18 protein-coding genes are annotated in these 13,676 nt (G+C 58.9%); 9 read left to right on the top strand and 9 right to left on the bottom strand.

Annotated elements, in window-relative coordinates:
* Positions 1 to 24 precede the first annotated feature (24 nt).
* The 5 genes from AB1E33_RS12635 to fabD form a co-directional block, all read right to left on the bottom strand.
* Positions 25 to 768 (bottom strand): 1-(5-phosphoribosyl)-5-[(5-phosphoribosylamino)methylideneamino]imidazole-4-carboxamide isomerase, encoded by a 744-nt coding sequence (locus tag AB1E33_RS12635; protein WP_372577633.1) that lies wholly within the window; start codon positions 766 to 768, stop codon positions 25 to 27.
* A gap of 109 nt (positions 769 to 877) precedes the next feature.
* Positions 878 to 1,417: a GNAT family N-acetyltransferase gene (locus AB1E33_RS12630; protein ID WP_372577632.1), complete on the bottom strand. Its 540-nt coding sequence runs from the start codon at positions 1,415 to 1,417 to the stop codon at positions 878 to 880.
* 159 nt (positions 1,418 to 1,576) lie between these two features.
* The gene (locus AB1E33_RS12625) at positions 1,577 to 1,810 is read right to left on the bottom strand and encodes an acyl carrier protein (protein WP_005982462.1); all 234 of its coding nucleotides are present in this window, start codon (positions 1,808 to 1,810) and stop codon (positions 1,577 to 1,579) included.
* Positions 1,811 to 2,016: 206 nt separating this feature from the next.
* Entirely contained in the window at positions 2,017 to 2,754 is a 738-nt protein-coding gene (gene fabG, locus AB1E33_RS12620; RefSeq protein ID WP_372577631.1) for a 3-oxoacyl-[acyl-carrier-protein] reductase, read from the bottom strand.
* An 83-nt stretch (positions 2,755 to 2,837) separates the two neighbouring features.
* Positions 2,838 to 3,770 (bottom strand): ACP S-malonyltransferase, encoded by a 933-nt coding sequence (gene fabD / locus AB1E33_RS12615; RefSeq protein WP_372577630.1) that lies wholly within the window; start codon positions 3,768 to 3,770, stop codon positions 2,838 to 2,840.
* Between the two features lie 159 nt (positions 3,771 to 3,929).
* Here fabD and AB1E33_RS12610 point away from each other — a divergent pair, with 159 nt between their 5' ends.
* Positions 3,930 to 5,177, top strand: a complete 1,248-nt coding sequence (locus AB1E33_RS12610) for a cytochrome b/b6 domain-containing protein (protein WP_372577629.1) — start codon at positions 3,930 to 3,932, stop codon at positions 5,175 to 5,177.
* A gap of 102 nt (positions 5,178 to 5,279) precedes the next feature.
* On the opposite strand, the gene AB1E33_RS12605 is transcribed toward AB1E33_RS12610, so the two are convergent.
* Positions 5,280 to 6,029: an aspartate/glutamate racemase family protein gene (locus tag AB1E33_RS12605; protein WP_372577628.1), complete on the bottom strand. Its 750-nt coding sequence runs from the start codon at positions 6,027 to 6,029 to the stop codon at positions 5,280 to 5,282.
* A gap of 106 nt (positions 6,030 to 6,135) precedes the next feature.
* Between AB1E33_RS12605 and AB1E33_RS12600 the strand changes: the two genes are divergently transcribed.
* On the top strand, positions 6,136 to 7,020 hold the full coding sequence (locus tag AB1E33_RS12600) for a LysR substrate-binding domain-containing protein (protein WP_372577627.1): 885 nt from the start codon (positions 6,136 to 6,138) through the stop codon (positions 7,018 to 7,020).
* A 99-nt stretch (positions 7,021 to 7,119) separates the two neighbouring features.
* Here the strand turns inward: AB1E33_RS12600 and AB1E33_RS12595 are convergent, their stop codons facing one another.
* Together AB1E33_RS12595 and AB1E33_RS12590 are read right to left on the bottom strand one after the other, a co-directional pair.
* Complete coding sequence (locus tag AB1E33_RS12595) at positions 7,120 to 7,692, bottom strand: YceI family protein (RefSeq protein WP_372577626.1); 573 nt, start codon at positions 7,690 to 7,692, stop codon at positions 7,120 to 7,122.
* Positions 7,693 to 7,832: 140 nt separating this feature from the next.
* Positions 7,833 to 8,351, bottom strand: coding sequence for a hypothetical protein (locus tag AB1E33_RS12590; RefSeq protein WP_372577625.1), 519 nt, complete (start codon positions 8,349 to 8,351; stop codon positions 7,833 to 7,835).
* Positions 8,352 to 8,640: 289 nt separating this feature from the next.
* On the opposite strand from AB1E33_RS12590, the gene rpsF reads away from it, so the two are divergent.
* The 4 genes from rpsF to AB1E33_RS12570 all read left to right on the top strand — a co-directional run bounded on the left by rpsF (position 8,641) and on the right by AB1E33_RS12570 (position 10,549).
* On the top strand, positions 8,641 to 8,994 hold the full coding sequence (gene rpsF / locus AB1E33_RS12585) for a 30S ribosomal protein S6 (RefSeq protein WP_372577624.1): 354 nt from the start codon (positions 8,641 to 8,643) through the stop codon (positions 8,992 to 8,994).
* Between the two features lie 26 nt (positions 8,995 to 9,020).
* Positions 9,021 to 9,248, top strand: coding sequence for a 30S ribosomal protein S18 (gene rpsR / locus AB1E33_RS12580; protein WP_005982441.1), 228 nt, complete (start codon positions 9,021 to 9,023; stop codon positions 9,246 to 9,248).
* Positions 9,249 to 9,260: 12 nt separating this feature from the next.
* Positions 9,261 to 9,887 (top strand): 50S ribosomal protein L9, encoded by a 627-nt coding sequence (gene rplI, locus AB1E33_RS12575; protein ID WP_372577623.1) that lies wholly within the window; start codon positions 9,261 to 9,263, stop codon positions 9,885 to 9,887.
* Positions 9,888 to 10,057: 170 nt separating this feature from the next.
* Complete coding sequence (locus AB1E33_RS12570; RefSeq protein ID WP_372577622.1) at positions 10,058 to 10,549, top strand: transglycosylase SLT domain-containing protein; 492 nt, start codon at positions 10,058 to 10,060, stop codon at positions 10,547 to 10,549.
* 37 nt (positions 10,550 to 10,586) lie between these two features.
* On the opposite strand, the gene aqpZ is transcribed toward AB1E33_RS12570, so the two are convergent.
* Complete coding sequence (gene aqpZ, locus AB1E33_RS12565) at positions 10,587 to 11,294, bottom strand: aquaporin Z (protein WP_372577621.1); 708 nt, start codon at positions 11,292 to 11,294, stop codon at positions 10,587 to 10,589.
* 152 nt (positions 11,295 to 11,446) lie between these two features.
* On the opposite strand from aqpZ, the gene AB1E33_RS12560 reads away from it, so the two are divergent.
* The 3 genes from AB1E33_RS12560 to AB1E33_RS12550 all read left to right on the top strand — a co-directional run bounded on the left by AB1E33_RS12560 (position 11,447) and on the right by AB1E33_RS12550 (position 13,652).
* Complete coding sequence (locus tag AB1E33_RS12560) at positions 11,447 to 11,923, top strand: helix-turn-helix domain-containing protein (RefSeq protein WP_372577620.1); 477 nt, start codon at positions 11,447 to 11,449, stop codon at positions 11,921 to 11,923.
* A 38-nt stretch (positions 11,924 to 11,961) separates the two neighbouring features.
* Positions 11,962 to 12,663, top strand: coding sequence for a LuxR family transcriptional regulator (locus AB1E33_RS12555; protein WP_372577619.1), 702 nt, complete (start codon positions 11,962 to 11,964; stop codon positions 12,661 to 12,663).
* A gap of 116 nt (positions 12,664 to 12,779) precedes the next feature.
* Positions 12,780 to 13,652: an acyl-homoserine-lactone synthase gene (locus AB1E33_RS12550; protein ID WP_372577618.1), complete on the top strand. Its 873-nt coding sequence runs from the start codon at positions 12,780 to 12,782 to the stop codon at positions 13,650 to 13,652.
* Positions 13,653 to 13,676: the final 24 nt, after the last annotated feature.

Below are 13,676 nucleotides of genomic sequence, written 5' to 3'. Positions count from 1 at the left end.
GGGCGTGTGGGCATCAGACCTCAGTCAGCGGAATTCCGCGACCGGTTCATTGGCCTGGCGCGCCACGTCCAGGGCATCGCTCAGGTCCAGCGTCTTGAGGAACAGCGCCCGGCTGACAAGCGCACCCGAAATGTTGTGGATATAGGCCAGACGCGAAATGTCATCGCTCGACCGGACCACGCCACTGGCGATCACCGGAGTCCGGGAATGGCTCGCCAGCGAGGAAATCAGGCCCAGCTGTGCCTCCAAATCCTCCATGTCGCTGTCGATATCGGTCACCACGATCGAAGCCAGCGGTACGCCGTCAAAGGCTTCGATGAAAGCCTCGGGGGTGAAGGCGCCGGCGCTGCGCCAGCCTTCGGTCATCACCTGGCCGCGCCAGACATCGACCGACAGCACGATCTGGTCCGGGTACCGTTTGGCCATTTCCTTGACCAGCTCTGGTTCAATCGCGGCCAGCGTGCCAACCACCACGCGGCCGGCACCCTTGTCGATCCAGCGTTCGATGCTTTCACGGCTGCGCATGCCGCCGCCGAGCTGAACCGGAATGCCAACCCCGCGAATGATCTCTTCGACCAGTTCCGCATTTCCGTCCGACCCCTCGATGGCATCGAAATCGGTCAGATGCATCCATTCGGCCCCAGCCGCCGCCCATCCTCTGGCGGTTTCGACCGGGTCGACGTGCCACAGCATCGGGTCCTCAAGGCGGCCCTTTGTCAGGGTCACGCAATGCCCGTTCTGAAGTTCCATTGTCGGATAAATTATCATGGCCGGTCCCTTCCACTGAGCCAACGCAATCTTCACCGTACCATAACGCGAAGCGCAGGGGGGGAATCACCCAGTTTCGGCATTGAATGTGCCATTTGCGGCCTATGCCTCAAATGCGGGCGGGCGGTCCCTTGCGACAAAGCAGACTGACGCTCTTTTCATGGATCACCGCATCCCTGAGAGGCGCATAACCCAAGCGCCCGGCAAGATGATGCGACACCGGGTTGTCCGTATCGATCATCGCCACCAGCGGACCTGGAATGACCCGGTCGAACCAGTCATGCGCGGCTTGGGCCGCCTCATAGCCATAGCCCTTGCCCCGCGCCTCTGGCGCCAGCAGCCAGCCGACCTCGGGGAACGCATCAAAATCCTCGCCCAAGGCGCGGTCGGTAAAGAAAAAACCCGCCTGCCCGATCATCCTGCGAGTCTTTTGCTCAATCACCGCCCATTGTCCGAAACCAGTCATCTGCCAGTGCCCGGCGTTGCGCAGGAACGCGGTCCAGGCCTCGCCGCGTGACCTCGGGCGCCCGCCGGTGTAGCGAATCACATCCGGATCCGCCCAGATCTCGGCATAGCGGTCGAAATCTTCCGGCCGCATTCCACTCAGTGTCAGCCGGGCGGTATTAATCATCGGGACCGATCGGATCATTTGCTGCTCGTCTGATCATTTGCCTCAGGCGGACCGTGCGGGTTGTCAGAGATTCGGGCAAGACGCCGATTGGCAATTTACAGGCAAAGCGCGGCTTACAAACAACAAAAACGGCGCCTCCCGAAGGAGACGCCGTTTTAAACAGTCTCCAGCGCTGGCTCAGGAGGCTTCGCTGATGAATTTGACCGCATCGCCAAATGTCTGGATGGTCTCGGCCGCGTCGTCCGGGATCTCGATGCCGAACTCTTCTTCGAAAGCCATGACCAGCTCAACGGTGTCGAGGCTGTCGGCGCCCAGGTCGTCGATGAACGACGCATTCTCGGTCACTTTGTCCTCTTCAACACCCAGGTGCTCTACAACGATCTTCTTAACGCGATCTGCGACGTCGCTCATGTCAATTCCTCATTCACATTGGGCCTGCGGCCCGATTGTCTGCCCTTGCCCGCTCGGGTTGGCTTGGATTTGCCCGGTCCGGGCGGTTTAGATCCCGGCTAGCCGGGCAAAAGGACGGGGCGAATGATAACCGCCCCGGGATGTGCGCCGCCTATAGCATAGTCGGCACACAAGGCAAATGGTTTCGCCGCCCGCCCGATTCAGGCCTACAACATGGCCATACCACCATTCACATGCAAGGTGCTTCCGGTGACATAGGCCGCCTCGGGGCTGGCAAGATAGAGTACCGCCGCTGCAATCTCTTCGGGCTCGCCCATGCGACCGGCGGGAACCTGCTGCAGCAGACCGGCCTTCTGGTCCTCGGTCAACTTCTCGGTCATCGCGGTGGTGATAAAGCCCGGAGCAACCGCGTTCACGGTGATGCCGCGGGTTGCAACCTCGTGGGCCAACGCCTTGGATAAGCCCACTACTCCGGCCTTTGAGGCGGCATAGTTCGCCTGCCCCGGATTGCCGATTGCGCCCACCACGGACGAGATATTCACGATCCGGCCCCAGCGCGCCTTCATCATACCGCGGATCACGCCTCTGCACAGTTTCATCGTGGCGGTCATGTTGACGTCGATCACGCTCTGCCAATCCTCGTCCGACATCCGCATGAACAGGTTGTCTCGCGTAATGCCCGCGTTGTTGACCAGAATATCAACCGATCCCATCGCCTCAATCGCCTGTTTCGGAAGCGCTGCGACCGCCTCGGCATCGCCCAGGTTGCAAGGCAGCACATGGGCGCGTTCGCCCAGATCATCCGCCAGCGCCTGCAGAGGCTCGACCCGTGTGCCAGAAAGCCCCACATTGGCCCCCGCCCCGTGTAATGCGCGCGCAATATCACCACCAATCCCGCCCGAAGCACCGGTGATCAGCGCATTCTTTCCGGTCAAATCAAACATATCTCAAGTCTCCCGCTGCGTTTGCAGCACAAGGTTTTCATTTTTTGCCTAGGTCTTCTGCGACCCGCTTCACATTTCGATTCCTATTGCGCCATCACAGCGGTCACATCGTCTGGCGTGCCGACCGCGCTCGAGGCGACGGCCCGATCGATTTTCCGGATCATGCCCGACAAAGCCTTGCCCGCGCCAATCTCCCAAACGCCGGTCACGCCGTGCGCCGCCATAAATTGCACGCTTTCGCGCCAGCGCACCGAACCGGTGATCTGTTCGACCAGCAATTGCCGGATGGTGGCCGGGTCGGACACTGCCTCGGCCCGCACATTGGCGACCAGCGGAACGGCGGGGGCCTTGATTTCGACCCCGGCCAGCGCCTCGGCCATCACGTCGGCGGCGGGCTGCATCAGCGCGCAATGAAACGGCGCGCTGACAGGCAGCATCACCGCCCGCTTTGCACCTTTTTCCTTGGCGATCACGGCGGCGCGTTCCACCGCCGCTTTGCTGCCCGAGACCACAACCTGCATTGGGTCGTTGTCATTGGCGGCCTGACACACATCGCCCTGCGCCGCCTCGTCTGCCACAACACGCACGGCCTCTAGGTCGAGGCCCAGAATGGCCGCCATCGCGCCCTCGCCCACCGGCACTGCACTCTGCATGGCTTGCCCACGGGTGCGCAGCAGCCGCGCCGTGTCCGCCACGCTCAGCGCCCCGGCAGCCGCCAGCGCTGAATATTCACCCAGCGAATGCCCAGCGACAAAAGACGCCCGGTCGATCGACACGCCCTCGGCCTCCAGCGCACGCATAGCGGCCAGCGAGGTCGCCATCAGCGCCGGTTGCGCGTTCTGCGTCAGCGTCAGCTCGGCAATATCTCCATCCCAGATCAGATCACTCAGCTTTTCCCCAAGCGCCGCGTCCACCTCGTTGAAAACCGCCTGCGCCGCTGGATAGGCCTCGGCCAGCGCCTTGCCCATTCCGATGGTCTGCGCGCCTTGTCCGGGAAAAACGAATGCTAATGTCATGGCTGCCTTTTCCTGCGTTCTGTCCTGTCGGCCCCGTTTAGACAACCAACCCGCACCATACAAGCTCTGCATCCAGACACGCTGCGTGTGCGCAGACATGACTTGTCCCGCCCCCCGGGCACGATAATGTTGCCGCAAGCACGCAGTCAGGAGCCATCCATGTCCCTCGTCAATACCAGTCGCAGCTATGGCGGTGTCTCCAAGTCGTTCCACTGGCTGACCGCCCTACTGATCTTTACGGTGATCCCGCTGGGGCTGGTCGCCAATTCCCTTGCCGAGGCCATAGTCAATCCCGACATCCCCACCACTGACGCCCAGGTGGCGCGGGCAACCCTGCTGTTCTCGATGCACAAGACCATCGGTGTCACCATCTTCTTCTTGGCACTGGCGCGGATCGTCTGGACGCTGACGCAGCCGCACCCGGGGCTGCTGAACGCTGACAACAAACCCGAGGCCTTTGCCGCCGAGACGGTGCACTGGCTGCTTTATGGCTCGCTTGTGCTGGTCCCGCTGAGCGGCTGGATACATCATGCCGCAACCACCGGCTTCGCGCCGATCTGGTGGCCTTTCGGCCAGACCCTGCCCTTCGTCCCCAAAAGCGAGGGTGTGGCGGCGTTCTTTGGCGGGCTGCACTGGATCCTGCAATGGGTTCTGATCGGAGCACTGGTGCTGCATATCGTCGGCGCGGTGAAGCATCACATTATCGACCACGACCAGACCCTGCGCCGGATGCTGCCCGGTGCAAATACCGCACCCGAACCACCCGAACAGCACCGCTCGGCTCTGCCGCCACTTGCCGCCCTTATCGCATGGGGCGCAGCAATTGCCGGAGGCGCAATGATCGGCGCCTTCGGCCATGGTGCGCAAGATTATGGCGAGGACCATCCCACAGATCGCGCGGAACTTGCTGCGGTACAGTCGGACTGGCAGGTCGAAACCGGCACGCTGGGTATCTCGGTGACTCAGTTGGGCAGCGTGGTCGACGGCAGTTTCGCCGATTGGACCGCAGCCATCAGTTTCGACGCGCCCGATGCGCCCGGCAAGGCCGGAGATGTCGAGGTCGTGGTGTCGATCCCCTCGCTGACGCTGGGCTCGGTTACCGGTCAGGCGCTGGGGGCCGATTTCTTTGACGCCACGCAGTTCCCGACCGCAAGCTTCACGGCCGAGATCCACAAAACCGAAACCGGCTACGAGGCGCGCGGCCCCCTCACCATCCGTGACCAATCGGTGGATGTGATCCTGCCCTTCGAACTGGAACTTGAAGGCGACCAAGCGAAGATGGCCGGCACATTGCTGCTCAACCGCCTGGATTTCGGCGTCGGTCAGAGCCTGCCCGACGAAAGCTCACTGGCCTTTGGCGTGGAGGTTGCGGTGTCCCTGATTGCAAAGCGTGGCGGCGATGGCTGACCACAACCGACTAGGTCTCGAACCCGGGCAGCCCCCCACTGGGCTGCATCGACAATCCCGGAGCGATTTACATCGGCAGCAACTCCGGGCGCCGGAGGTCGTCTAGATATATCCGTCATAGGTTTTCGGAACGACCGCACGGTGCATCCATTCCACACAGGCGATGAAGTCATAGACAGGGAGACCGGTATGGGCGCCTATGCGCGCGGCAAATGGCGGTAGCGAGGTACATTCCAGCATGATCGCGCCAATCTCGGGGTGCTTGGCGATCTGCGTGTCCATCAATTCGCAAAGCTCCGCACCAAAGTCATCGAATTCATACCCGGTCTCTGGTCCCCCCATGCAGAAGGAATTGAAGACTGGCGCATCATCCATCCCGACAATGACAATCCGCTCATCACGCTTTGCGTTGATGGCGTCGAAATATTCTGCTGTCAAAAGCTTCTCTGACGCCACCACAACGGCGATGGATTTTTCCGGCGGCATCATCTGGTGAATGACTGGAAGCATGATCAGCGGAGAGCTGAGGATAGGCACGCTGACATGTTTGGCGAGGATGGGTTGGATGAGAGAGAAGAAACCACACCACATGGCAATCGAACGCACACCGTCCGCCTCCATTTCCTGAGCGGCGGCAATGCAATTCCTGACCAACTCGGAAAAGGTGCCATCGGGCATTATGACCGGGGGTGAGGGGTTGGTGGACACATCGGGAATTTCTCTGATCAATACCGGGAACGGGTAAGAAGTGGGGTTACCCACATCGCCGGGTGGCATGGCAAATTTCTTGCCGGCAAACTTCAGAATTCCAACACTATAGCCCTGCAGAACCTTGCCACCATTGACGTACATCGCGATCTCTCCGTCATGACATTGACCGCTTGAGTGTTGCCCAAGGCCTCACTTCGAGCAACAATCAGAATTACTGGGAACCCTTAAGAAATACTGATGGGAAGCGATGAAGAACCTGCCACCACTGAATGCCTTGAAAGCATTTTACAGCGCGGCGGAGCATATGAGCTTCCTACATGCGGGACAGGAATTGGGCGTAAGCGCTGCCGCCGTCAGCCAGCAGGTGAAGAACCTTGAAACGCATCTGGGCAACGATCTGTTCATGCGCAGGGGCAACAAGCTCATCCTGACAGATTCCGGAGAGGCAGTCTTCGAGGCCGCGCGCCGCGCGTTCCGGGAAATCTCCGACACTACCCGTCATGTTCGCAACGTCGTCGACCCTGCGAAAGTCGTTGTAAGCGCACTGCCTTCGATTGCTGACCGCTGGCTTCTGCCCAGATTGATCGCGTTCCGGCAATCCACGGGTGCCTCGGTTGAAATACGCGTTGAATCAGACCCGGTTCACATCACCCGCGACGGGATCGACATTCGCATCACCAACAAATCCAAATACTACACGGATCTCGTGGAAACGAAGTTGTATGACGAGGTTGCGGTCGCAGTCTGCGCGCCGGACTTCTGGGACAGGTACGGCGCAAACGGCATCTCAGGTCTTTCCAGTGAATTGCTGATACACAATGATTGGGGGCCGGAGTTCATGAGCGAACCGACATGGGAAAAGTACTGGCTTGCCTTGGGTATGAAGCGCGAGCACGGGCCGCGATCGGGATATACCGTAAATACGACATCGCTCGCGCTGGCGCTTGCTCGTGAAGGGGCCGGAATTGCGCTTGCTCCCAGGCGCTTGGCACAGCCGGATCTGGATCTCGGCACTCTGATCGCGCCGGTTTCCGCGACATTGAAAATGGAAAAAAGCTATGTCTGCCTATCGCCCCGGAGCGCAAGTTCACGACATCTGGTGGCTCAGATCATCGAGGTTCTGAAGCGATGACCAGACAGGAATGACCCCTGACTGACAGCACACGACCTCTTCGCACGATAAAACGCCAGGGTGACCCCTGGCGTTAATGTTCAGAAGTCGACGGCCGGATTACTCCGCCTTCATCGCCTCGACCGAGATAAAGACGTTCACCTCGTCACTGACGAAGGGCGCAAAGTTGCCAACCTCGAACTCGGAACGTACCAAAGTGGTGGTCGCATCGAAGCCCAGCCAGGGCTTCTTTGCCATCGGATGCTCGGCCGACTGGTTCAGCTTGGCATCCAGCACCACCGACTTGGTGATGTCGTTCATGGTCAGATCGCCGGTGATCTTGGCGGTGTCCTCGCCGGTTACCTCGATACCGGTCGATGTGAAGGTAACCAGATCCTCTTCGGACGCGCCAAAGAAATCGTCAGACATGAAATGCTCGGTACGCTTTTCCCAACCGGTGAACATGGACTTGACCGGCATTGCGACCGAGACGCTGGAATCGGCAGGGTTTTCGGCGTCGAACGTAATCTCGCCTTCAAAGCCCGAGAACATGCCATAAGTGGTCGAGAATCCGAGGTGATTATAGTCGAACACCACCTGGCTGTGGCTGGAATCCAAAAGGTATTTCTCCGGCGCGGCATAGCCGGCGGTCGCGGCGGTTGCCAGTGCGGCGGCAAAAAGGGCGGTTTTCATTGGAGTCTTCTCCGGTCAATTGTTTGCGCATCAGTATAGGGCCGTTGAACGGGCGCCATGACAACAGAATTGCGTCGCCCGTGGGCGACGGCAAGTCTCTATTCGCTCACAATTAATGTGATCAGGTGAACATCCGCCGATCAGGCGGTGATGTTGACCATCCCGGCAAGCTGTGCGCGCATCGCATCGCGCACCTCGGGCGACTCGATCGGCAGGCGCATCAGCATGGTGCCATCCACATCGAACACCTCCAGCAGGTTTTCGGTGAACCGCGCCGCGCCCAGGCTTTCATAGCTGCGACGCAGAACCGTTTGCGGGCGGCCCCGGTTGTTCTTCTGCAGCACGCGCACCTCGCGACGGATCGGGTCGAAATAGGCATCGGGCTGATTGTCCACATGGTGCATCATCAACAGCGCCAGACCACAGAGCAGAAAAAACAGCGAGGCGCCCAGCTTGAACGTCGCCGACTCTGCCGACATGTCGGCGCCCGGCAACAGCCACATCAGCGCCGACCCCAGGATCAGCGCGGTGCCGAAGATCCGGAACAGCACCTTTCGCGCCGGCCAGTTGGGCGCAAAGGCAATCATCAAAGGCATCGCCTCCTCAAAGCTTGGAAGCGAAACGGCCTCTTTCATCATATCATTGCGCACTGCTTTCATCCTTCTGGCATCCTTGTGGCGTATGATCCATTTGCGGGAAGTTCTCCCCTTGGTTGCAAGGTTCTGAATACAAAGCGTCAGGATTGCGGCACGCGCGCGAAAGATTGGGGCACAGGCAGGGAAATTGAGCGGCAGCCACCGCCTGTTTCAGCCCTTGCATGGCCCGCCAGAGGGTGTATATAGCGCCATCCTTTCGCAGGAATTCGAACCGCGCATCCTCTCGTGGTGGGGCAGCGAAAGGTCAAACGCCCCGCCTTTGAAGTGCGCCTTGACAGAAACAGGAGTTCACATGCCGCTTTATGAGCATGTCATGATTGCGCGTCAGGACCTGTCCAACACGCAAGCCGAGGGCCTCATCGAACATTTCGGTGCCGTGTTGTCCGACAATGGTGGCAACCTTGTCGATCACGAGTACTGGGGCGTCAAGACGATGGCCTACAAGATCAATAAGAACCGCAAGGGCCATTATGCCTACCTGCGCACCGATGCGTCCGCGCCGGCCGTTCAGGAGATGGAGCGTCTGATGCGTCTGCATGACGACGTGATGCGCGTTCTGACCATCAAGGTCGACGAGCATGCCGAGGGTCCCTCGGTCCAGATGCAGAAGCGCGATGAGCGCGAAGGCCGCCGCGAGCGCCGCTGATCTTAGCTTGAGAAAGGACATCTAAAATGGCTGCAAAACCGTTTTTCCGCCGCCGCAAGGTTTGCCCGTTCTCGGGCGACAACGCGCCCAAGATCGATTATAAGGACACCCGTCTGCTGCAACGCTACATCTCTGAGCGTGGCAAGATCGTGCCGTCCCGTATCACCGCCGTTTCGGCCAAGAAGCAGCGTGAACTGGCCCGTGCCATCAAGCGCGCCCGTTTCCTGGCGCTGCTGCCCTACGCCGTGAAGTAAGGAGAAACTGATATGCAAGTTATCCTTCTGGAACGTGTTGCCAAGCTTGGCCAGATGGGCGACGTCGTTGACGTCAAGCCCGGCTTTGCCCGCAACTTCCTGCTGCCCCAAGGCAAAGCCCTGAGCGCGTCCCAAGCCAATATCGATTCTTTTGAAGCCCAGAAAGCACAGCTTGAAGCGCGCAACCTGGAGACTAAGAAAGAAGCCGATGCTCTGGCCGAAAAGCTTGATGGTCAGCAGTTCATCGTAATCCGCTCGGCTTCCGACGCCGGCGCACTTTACGGCTCGGTCACGCCCCGCGATGCCGCCGATGCGGCCACTGCCGACGGTTTCACCGTCGACAAGAAGCAGATCGCACTGATTGCACCGATCAAGGAACTGGGTGTCCACACAGTTGCCGTGATCCTGCACCCCGAGGTCGAGGCCTCGATCAAGCTGAACGTCGCACGTTCGCAGGAAGAGGCTGAACTGCAGGCCTCGGGCAAGTCGATTCAGGAACTGGCGGCCGAAGAAGAAGCCGAGGCCGAGTTCGAAATCTCCGAGCTCTTTGACGATATCGGCTCTGCCGCGTCGGAAGACGAGGACCTGGTTGCTGACGCCGAAGCCGAAGCGCCCGCCGAGGACGACAGCACCAGCTGAGTCTTTGGGCTTTGACAAATCTCAATGCCGCGCGGTTTCAAACCTGCGCGGCATTTTTTGTTGAGCCGCCTCCCCTGCTCCAAAACCGGCGGGAAACAGCGAAGTCGGCCTTAGTCGGAGTTTCCCCCGTCTGGAACCGGCGCTACTCTAATCCCGAACAGGAGGCCGCAATGCCACAGATAACTCGCCGAACCGCCATCGCGATGCTCGCAGCATCTGCCCTGCTGACCGCCTGCGGCGACCGGGCCCGCGGCACCGAACGGCCCGAGCCATTCGATCCGCCGCTTTACCCGAACGAGACGCCGGAACTGCGCGCCTCGATCAACAAATGGGCCGATCACTATGAAATGCCGCGCGAACTGGTGCACAAGCTTGCCATTCGCGAAAGCACCCACCGTCCCTGGGCGGTGAACCGGCCTTATTATGGGTTGTTGCAGATCCTGCCCGCCACAGCCCGCTCGATGGGATACAAAGGTTCGGCGAACGGGTTGCTGGACGCAGATACCAATCTGGAATTTGCCGGAAAATACCTGCGCGGAGCGTGGCTGCTGTCGAATGGCGATGAGACCTACGCGATCCGCCTTTATGCCAAGGGTTACTGGCCCGAGGCCAAGCGTGCTGGAATGCTGGTGGAAACCGGGCTGGTCCAGCCCAAGAACTAATGGTGATCCGCGCCGTCATAGCGGCGCGGAAACCAATTTAGAAACCTTCTTCGGTCGCGTCGTCTGTCGAAAGAAGCTTCCAAATAAGGGCACCAACCACGGCTCCAATCAAGGGAGCCACCCAAAACAGCCACAACTGAGACAAGGCCGGACCATCCGCAAATAAGGCAACCCCAGTCGAACGCGCCGGGTTGACCGAGGTGTTGGTCACCGGGATCGAGATCAGGTGGATCAGTGTCAGGCCCAATCCGATGGCGAGCGGCGCGAAACCTACCGGCGCGCCCTTGGAAGTGGCGCCGAGAATGATGATCAGAAAAAACGCGGTCATCACGATCTCTGTGACCAGTGCGGCCATCAATCCATAACCTTGCGGCGAGGCCTCGCCATAGCCGTTCGAAGCAAAGCCGCCGACACCCTCAAATCCGGCTTGGCCGGAAGCGATGATGTAGAGTACCAGCGCCGCAACGATCGCGCCCAGCACCTGCGCGACCCAATAAGGCAGCAACTCCTTGCCCTCATGCCGTCCGCCGAGCACCAGACCCAGTGTTACCGCCGGATTGAAATGCCCGCCCGAAATGTGACCGACCGTATAGGCCATCGTTAGCACCGTCAGGCCGAAGGCAAATGCAACCCCGAGCCAACCGATTCCCACATCAGCGACCCCTGCTGCCAGTACGGCACTACCGCAACCGCCCAGAACCAGCCAGAATGTCCCGATAAACTCGGCCACCAATTTGTTCATCATGTCGATCTCCCTCGTCAATACTCGCCATTCAAAGCGATTGTTGCCAAAACATGCGACTGAACAGCCACAAGATCACGTCTACGTTATCATATCGACAACTTAAAACTGAAAATAGTTGATTGATAACAATCAATAATGCAGAGTTACCTTCGTTGACCGGTTCGGCTTTGTTTTTTTGGCTGGCGCCGGTTCTGAGGGGAAACGTAATAGGTTTAGTAGGTGTCGAGGTGGAGACTGTTGATTTTGTCGTGGGCCAGAGGATTCGGGCCCGTCGTGTAGCTATGGGGGTCAGTCAGGCGGATTTGGGGAAATCCATCGGCGTCAGGTTCCAGCAGGTACAAAAATACGAATCCGGTGCCAACCGGGTGAGCGCATCGCGCCTTTGGGCGATTGCCGAGGCATTGGGTGTGCATATAAGCCACTTTTTCGTTGGGATTCGGGCCTCAGACCCCGAAACTGGTGACAAAACTGCACCAACCGACGAATTCTGCTTCCTGAAAGAGCATGATGCGGTTGAAATGTTGTCAATCTATCGCAGTCTAAAGCCTGCACATAAACATGCAGTCTTGTCCTTTGTGCGCACATTGACGCAAGATGCACCTGTAAGGCGGTTTGACGAAGCCAAGTGACGATCGGGGACCGCCGCCCGCTTGAAAGGGGACATGCGGTGAAGCTGATCGATCTCGGGGCGGCACCTGATGTGGACTCTCAATACGAAGAGTTTCTGCAGCAATTGTGCGACCAGTTCGAAATGGACCATGCAGCTTATGCTGGCATGAACCCTGCCGCTGGCACGATCCACGGCCACGTCACCTATGGGGACGAGTGGAAAACGCACTATGAGGAGCAGCAGTTTCAGCTGATTGATCCGACCCTGCACATGAGCCAGCGCAGCATTGCCCCGGTCGACTGGAGCAGGCTAGAGCGCAGCAGGGAATTTCAGCATGTGTTCCAGGATGCTTCGGATTTCGGGATTGGCGACCAAGGGCTGACCGTTCCCGTGCGCGGTCCATTTGGCGATATCGGGTTGCTAAGTGTCACTCGCGACTGCAGCAAGGATCAATGGAAAAAGGTGGTCGGCAATGTCATTGGCGACTTGCAATCCATGGCGGTCCACATCCACGACTCGGTCATGCATTCGGATGAGCTGAGCCGTATCCTCTACCACCCCTCCCTGTCCTCGCGCGAAGTTGAAATACTTCAGTGGGTCGCTGCTGGTAAATCACAGCAGGATATCGGGGACATTCTTTCGATTTCCCACCGAACCGTTGAAGTGCACCTACGGTCCAGTCGCGAAAAACTGTGCGCTCTGACGACGCCACAGGCGGTCGGTCGGGCGATTGCAACAGGTTTAATCTACCCCAGCTAGAAGCGAGCTTTCTCAACTAAACTAAAAAGTTCGAACACTACGGGAATCCCCGAATAGTGCTGGGCGTCGTGTTGGGTAACTATCAATTTACATAACCACTCGCCAAGGGGGAAACCATGATACTGGTAATAGATGCTTTAAACAAACACCTGTTCACGAACATCCTGGATGACATGTACCAGCTCCGTGCACGCGTCTTTGGGGGACGCCTGGGATGGGAAGTGAATGTGGAAGACGGTAAAGAGATCGACGATTTCGATCATCTCGATCCGGCATATGTCGTTGGCCTGGATGACGATGGCAATGTCGTCTCGTGCGTGCGTGCGCTGCAGACTACTGGCCCGCACATGCTTTCGGATGTGTTTTCCGCGATCCTAGATGGTGAACCGCCGATTCGCAGCGCGTCGGTCTGGGAATCGACCCGCTTCTGCGTCGATACGAACCGCTTGACCCGCGGCAAGGATCGCAACTCTGTCTCCTATGCCACGTGTGAGTTGATGATTGGCTCGCTTGAATTTGCGCGACAATCGGGGATCAAGGACATTGTGACGGTCATCGATCCGGTGATGGACCGCGTTCTGAAACGGTCCGACAATGCTCCATACGGCTATGTCGGCAAGAAGGTCGGCATGGGCAAGGTACCGGCACTTGCCGCCCTGCTGGATTGTTCGGAAGAACGGATCAGCCGCGTTCGCGAATTTTCGGGGATCAACCACGACGTCTTCATCGATGAAGAAGCGGCATTGTCCAAATTCGGTGCCAAAGCCCCCGAGCCTGAAAAGGCATTTTCCCCTACAGCCGCAAACAAGGACAGCCTGCCGCGCAGCCAGCTTGAGAACTATCTTTTTGAGCAGCTTGACGACGCGACCACCGAAAGCGAACGCCAAGCAGCCCTGAGATTGATGGACGCTCTGTCTGGCACCTTGTCCAGCGAACAAAAGAACGCAATGCGCTCAAGCGCGGACCGCGTTCTGGCCAAAGGCGCCTAAGTCACACCGTCTCGCCACTCACAC

This window comes from Ruegeria hyattellae (assembly GCF_041537925.1).
Taxonomy (GTDB): Bacteria; Pseudomonadota; Alphaproteobacteria; order Rhodobacterales; family Rhodobacteraceae; genus Ruegeria_C.
The sequence above is the reverse complement of the archived record's forward strand: the minus strand, read 5'-3'. Positions and strand labels throughout refer to the sequence as shown.

Excerpts from the sequence above, each read along its gene's own strand:
- fabG (WP_372577631.1), bottom strand. The coding sequence starts at position 2,754 with ATGTTTGATTTGACCGGAAAGAATGCGCTGATCACCGGTGCTTCGGGC.
- AB1E33_RS12605 (WP_372577628.1), bottom strand. The coding sequence starts at position 6,029 with ATGTACGTCAATGGTGGCAAGGTTCTGCAGGGCTATAGTGTTGGAATT.
- AB1E33_RS12550 (WP_372577618.1), top strand. The coding sequence starts at position 12,780 with ATGATACTGGTAATAGATGCTTTAAACAAACACCTGTTCACGAACATC.
- AB1E33_RS12625 (WP_005982462.1), bottom strand. The coding sequence starts at position 1,810 with ATGAGCGACGTCGCAGATCGCGTTAAGAAGATCGTTGTAGAGCACCTG.
- AB1E33_RS12610 (WP_372577629.1), top strand. The coding sequence starts at position 3,930 with ATGTCCCTCGTCAATACCAGTCGCAGCTATGGCGGTGTCTCCAAGTCG.
- AB1E33_RS12600 (WP_372577627.1), top strand. The coding sequence starts at position 6,136 with ATGAAGAACCTGCCACCACTGAATGCCTTGAAAGCATTTTACAGCGCG.
- AB1E33_RS12590 (WP_372577625.1), bottom strand. The coding sequence starts at position 8,351 with ATGAAAGCAGTGCGCAATGATATGATGAAAGAGGCCGTTTCGCTTCCA.
- rpsF (WP_372577624.1), top strand. The coding sequence starts at position 8,641 with ATGCCGCTTTATGAGCATGTCATGATTGCGCGTCAGGACCTGTCCAAC.
- aqpZ (WP_372577621.1), bottom strand. The coding sequence starts at position 11,294 with ATGATGAACAAATTGGTGGCCGAGTTTATCGGGACATTCTGGCTGGTT.
- rpsR (WP_005982441.1), top strand. The coding sequence starts at position 9,021 with ATGGCTGCAAAACCGTTTTTCCGCCGCCGCAAGGTTTGCCCGTTCTCG.
- fabD (WP_372577630.1), bottom strand. The coding sequence starts at position 3,770 with ATGACATTAGCATTCGTTTTTCCCGGACAAGGCGCGCAGACCATCGGA.
- rplI (WP_372577623.1), top strand. The coding sequence starts at position 9,261 with ATGCAAGTTATCCTTCTGGAACGTGTTGCCAAGCTTGGCCAGATGGGC.
- AB1E33_RS12630 (WP_372577632.1), bottom strand. The coding sequence starts at position 1,417 with ATGATCCGATCGGTCCCGATGATTAATACCGCCCGGCTGACACTGAGT.
- AB1E33_RS12635 (WP_372577633.1), bottom strand. The coding sequence starts at position 768 with ATGATAATTTATCCGACAATGGAACTTCAGAACGGGCATTGCGTGACC.
- AB1E33_RS12570 (WP_372577622.1), top strand. The coding sequence starts at position 10,058 with ATGCCACAGATAACTCGCCGAACCGCCATCGCGATGCTCGCAGCATCT.
- AB1E33_RS12595 (WP_372577626.1), bottom strand. The coding sequence starts at position 7,692 with ATGAAAACCGCCCTTTTTGCCGCCGCACTGGCAACCGCCGCGACCGCC.